Annotated in this window: 4 protein-coding genes; 2 read left to right on the top strand and 2 right to left on the bottom strand. The window is 61.7% G+C overall.

Annotated features, from left to right (window positions below; translation table 11 throughout):
* Positions 1-60 precede the first annotated feature (60 nt).
* Together ACW9JE_RS29490 and ACW9JE_RS29485 are read right to left on the bottom strand one after the other, a co-directional pair.
* Positions 61-1410 carry a heavy metal sensor histidine kinase gene (locus ACW9JE_RS29490; protein ID WP_457434767.1) on the bottom strand — a complete coding sequence of 450 codons (1350 nt, stop codon included), beginning with the start codon at positions 1408-1410 and terminating at the stop codon, positions 61-63.
* The gene (locus tag ACW9JE_RS29485; protein WP_457434766.1) at positions 1410-2090 is read right to left on the bottom strand and encodes a heavy metal response regulator transcription factor; all 681 of its coding nucleotides are present in this window, start codon (positions 2088-2090) and stop codon (positions 1410-1412) included. The genes ACW9JE_RS29490 and ACW9JE_RS29485 overlap by 1 nt, the downstream gene beginning before the upstream one ends.
* 155 nt (positions 2091-2245) lie before the next feature.
* On the opposite strand from ACW9JE_RS29485, the gene copI reads away from it, so the two are divergent.
* Together copI and queF are read left to right on the top strand one after the other, a co-directional pair.
* Positions 2246-2782 (top strand): copper-resistant cuproprotein CopI, encoded by a 537-nt coding sequence (gene copI / locus ACW9JE_RS29480; RefSeq protein WP_224533872.1) that lies wholly within the window; start codon positions 2246-2248, stop codon positions 2780-2782.
* A 61-nt stretch (positions 2783-2843) separates the two neighbouring features.
* Positions 2844-3674 carry an NADPH-dependent 7-cyano-7-deazaguanine reductase QueF gene (queF, locus tag ACW9JE_RS29475; RefSeq protein ID WP_457434765.1) on the top strand — a complete coding sequence of 277 codons (831 nt, stop codon included), beginning with the start codon at positions 2844-2846 and terminating at the stop codon, positions 3672-3674.
* The last annotated feature ends 85 nt before the right edge of the window (positions 3675-3759 follow it).

Raw genomic sequence — 3759 nt, 5'->3', positions numbered from 1 at the left:
CACTCACGCAAAACACTGTAGGAGCGAGGCTTGCCCGCGAAAGGGCCGGTGTTGCTTGCCTCAATCCCCCCTTGGCAACTCGATCACAAACCTGGTCCACCCATCCTCTGATTCACACCCAATCTGCCCCCCATGCGCCCGCACAATGGACTGGGTAATCGCTAACCCCAACCCCGCATGCTCACTGCTGCCCTCATGGCGCGCCGGATCCGCCCGGTAGAAGCGATCAAACAACCGCGGCAGCAACTCCCCGGAAATCCCCTCGCCACTGTTCTCCACCGTCAGGCGCAAACCCTCGGTCCGATCATCGATGCGTATCCAAATCTCCCCATCCGCCGGAGTAAAGCGCAGCGCGTTATCCAGCAGATTGGAAAGCGCTCGACGCAACATCCCCCGATCACCCTCGATGCGCGCGCTGCCCTCGCGGCCTAGCGTCACCCGCGCGTCCTCGGCCAAAGGCGCAAAGAACTCCAGCAGCACATCCACTTCTTCCGCCAGTTCCAGCGGTTCACGCCTGGGTGCGAGCAAGCCGTGATCGGCTTTCGCCAGATAAAGCATGTCGTTGACCAGCTGCGCCATCCATTGCAGTTCTTCCAGGTTGCTGTGCAGCGCTTCGCGATAGTCTTCGATGGGGCGCGGGCGGGTGAGGGTGACCTGAGTGTGGGTCAGCAGGTTCGACAGCGGTGTGCGCAGTTCATGGGCAATGTCCGCGGAGAACGCCGACAGCCGCTGGAAGGAATCGTCGAGGCGCCCGAGCATGGCGTTGAACTGGCGAGCCATTTCCGCCACTTCCGGCGGCATGTTTTCTTCGGGCAGGCGGGCGTTGAGCGATTGCGCTGAAACCCCTTTGGCGACGGCGCTGATGCGCCGCAGCGGACGCAAACCGCTGCGCGCTGCCCAGGCACCGAGCAGCGCGGTGGCCAGGGCCGACAGGCCGACCGTCAGCCAGATCAAGCGCTGCATGCGCTGCAGGAAATGCTGGTGGTGGGTGATGTCCAGCAGCAGGGTCAATTGCGGCGAATCGGCCTTCTCGGGAAACAGCGGCGCATTGAGCACTCGGTAGTCGGTGCCTGCGCTGTTGATCGTCGACAATCCGGCAGTTTGCGGCAGCATCGAAGGCAAGTTCGCCGAGCTGTCATACCAACGCTTGCCGTCGCTGCCACTGATGCGCAGCGACAGGTCGGCCTGGCGGCTCATTTCATCGTTCAGTCTGACTTCGCTGTCGCTCGATTGAATGTCGTGCAGCGCCCGGCGCAGGCCGATCAACTGGCCCTCGAGCAATTGCTGGTCAAGTTCGATGAAGTGCGCCTCGCTGGCGCGGCTGAACAGCACCCCGGCGAACAGCGACACCACCGCGGTGCACGCGGCGAACAGCAGGGCCAGGCGGCTGCTTAACGAAAGCCGCGGCATCAGGCGCTGCGCTCTTCGAGCACATAACCCATGCCGCGCACGGTGTGGATCAGTTTGTCGGGGAAGTCATCGTCGATTTTCAGGCGCAAACGGCGGATCGCCACTTCGATGACATTGGTGTCGCTGTCGAAATTCATGTCCCAGACCTGGGAGGCGATCAGCGATTTGGGCAGCACTTCGCCCTGGCGGCGCAGGAGCATCTCCAGCAGGGCGAATTCCTTGGCCGTCAGGTCGATGCGCTGGCCGCTGCGCTCCACGCGACGGCGGATCAGGTCCAGGCGCAGGTCGGCCAGTTGCAGGCTGGTTTCCTGGGGCGTCGCGCTGCCACGACGCAACAGGCTGCGCACCCGAGCCAATAGTTCGGAGAAGGCGAAGGGTTTGACCAGGTAATCGTCGGCGCCCAGTTCCAGGCCATGAACCCGGTCTTCCACGGCATCCCGGGCGGTCAGGAACAGCACCGGCGTATCCAGGCCGGCGCCGCGCACCGCTTGCAGAATCTGCCAGCCATCGCGGCCCGGCAGCATCACGTCGAGAATCAACAGCGAGTAATCGCCGCTCAACGCCAATTGCTGGCCAGTGCTGCCGTCGGCCACAAGCTCGGTATTGAAACCGGCTTCGGCCAGTCCCTGGCGCAGGTAGTGGCCGGTTTTCGGTTGGTCTTCGACGATCAGCAGTTTCATGGGCGACTCGGGCTAAATGGAACGAAAGCGTTATACCGCGGCCGGCGACGGTGCAGGCCAACCTGACAAAGTTGTAATCTGGCTGTCAGGTTACGGGCAGCGCCGACAGTTTAGAGTTTTCCACAGGCTGAACCTTATCGAGTTGGAGTACGACCATGTTTTTGCGTAAATCCATGCTGCTGGCGACCTGTGTACTGGCCTTGAGTTCGCAGGTTTGGGCCGCGCCCGGCCATAGCTACGACTTCGGCCAGCCAGCGCCGGCGGCCAAGGCGACCCGCAGTGTCGAAGTGGTGATGGGCGATATGTCGTTCACCCCCAAGGCCATCGAGGTCAAGGCCGGGGAGACCGTGCGTTTCGTGCTGGTGAACAAGGGCCAGTTGCTGCACGAGTTCAACCTTGGCGACGCGGCGATGCACGCCAGCCACCAGCAGGAAATGCTCAAGATGCAGCAAAGCGGGATGCTGACGCCGACGGGGATCAAGGACATGGATCACGGCTCCATGGCGGGCATGGATCACGCAGCGATGGGGCACGGCATGAAGCACGACGATCCCAACAGCGTGCTGGTGGAGCCGGGCAAAACGGCCGAACTGACCTGGACCTTCAGCAAGGCCACCAACCTGGAATTTGCCTGCAACATCCCTGGCCATTACCAGGCGGGCATGGTCGGCAAACTGACAGTCAGTCAGTAAGCACTCAAAGGCGGAAGCAAAGGCTGATAGAATCCGCTGATTCTTCAGTCAGGTTTCCGCCATGCATCCCGCAGCCGAACACTCGCCGCTGGGCAAATCCAGCGAATACATCGCCACTTACACGCCGTCCCTGCTGTTCCCGATCCCGCGTACCGCCAAGTGGGCCGAGTTGGGCCTGACGGCCGACACGCTACCGTACAAGGGCGTGGATTTCTGGAACTGCTTCGAACTGTCCTGGCTGCTGCCATCGGGCAAGCCGGTGGTGGCGATCGGCGAGTTCAGCATTCCGGCCGATTCGCCGAACATCATCGAATCCAAGTCGTTCAAGCTGTACCTCAACTCTCTGAACCAGACGCCATTTGCCGACACCGCGACCCTTGAGGCGACGCTGGTCAAGGATCTGTCGGCCGCTGCCGGCAAACCGGTCGGTGTGCGCGTGCGCAGTCTGAAGGACGTCGAGGCCGAGGGCGTCGTGGCCTTGCCGGGCGTGTGCGTCGATGATCTGGATATCAGCGTGAGCAACTATGAGCATCCGCGTCCGGAGCTGCTGCGTTGCGATTCATCGCGGGTTGTCGAGGAGAGCGTGCACAGCCATTTGCTCAAGTCCAACTGCCCGGTGACCAGCCAGCCGGACTGGGGCAGCGTGGTGGTGGAGTACCGCGGTTCGGCGCTCGATCACGCCAGCCTGCTGGAGTACATCGTCAGCTTCCGCCAGCATTCGGATTTCCATGAGCAGTGCGTGGAGCGGATCTTCCTCGATCTGCAGCGCTTGCTGAAGCCGGAGAAATTGACGGTGTATGCGCGCTATGTGCGCCGCGGCGGGCTGGATATCAACCCGTATCGCAGTACGGAAGAAGTGCAGTTGCCGAACCATCGCCTGGTTCGTCAATGAAGATCCAATGTGGGAGCGGGCTTGCTCGCGAAGAGGGCATAACATTCAAAAAAAAAGTATGATTAAAGACAAAATCCTCGCGAAA

Source organism: Pseudomonas sp. SDO55104_S430, assembly GCF_054070595.1.
This window is presented reverse-complemented; position numbering and strand designations above follow the sequence as displayed.

What these genes read in the sequence shown, in the direction of transcription:
- ACW9JE_RS29485 (WP_457434766.1), bottom strand. Translation starts at nt 2,090, where the DNA reads ATGAAACTGCTGATCGTCGAAGACCAACCGAAAACCGGCCACTACCTG.
- queF (WP_457434765.1), top strand. Translation starts at nt 2,844, where the DNA reads ATGCATCCCGCAGCCGAACACTCGCCGCTGGGCAAATCCAGCGAATAC.
- copI (WP_224533872.1), top strand. Translation starts at nt 2,246, where the DNA reads ATGTTTTTGCGTAAATCCATGCTGCTGGCGACCTGTGTACTGGCCTTG.
- ACW9JE_RS29490 (WP_457434767.1), bottom strand. Translation starts at nt 1,410, where the DNA reads ATGCCGCGGCTTTCGTTAAGCAGCCGCCTGGCCCTGCTGTTCGCCGCG.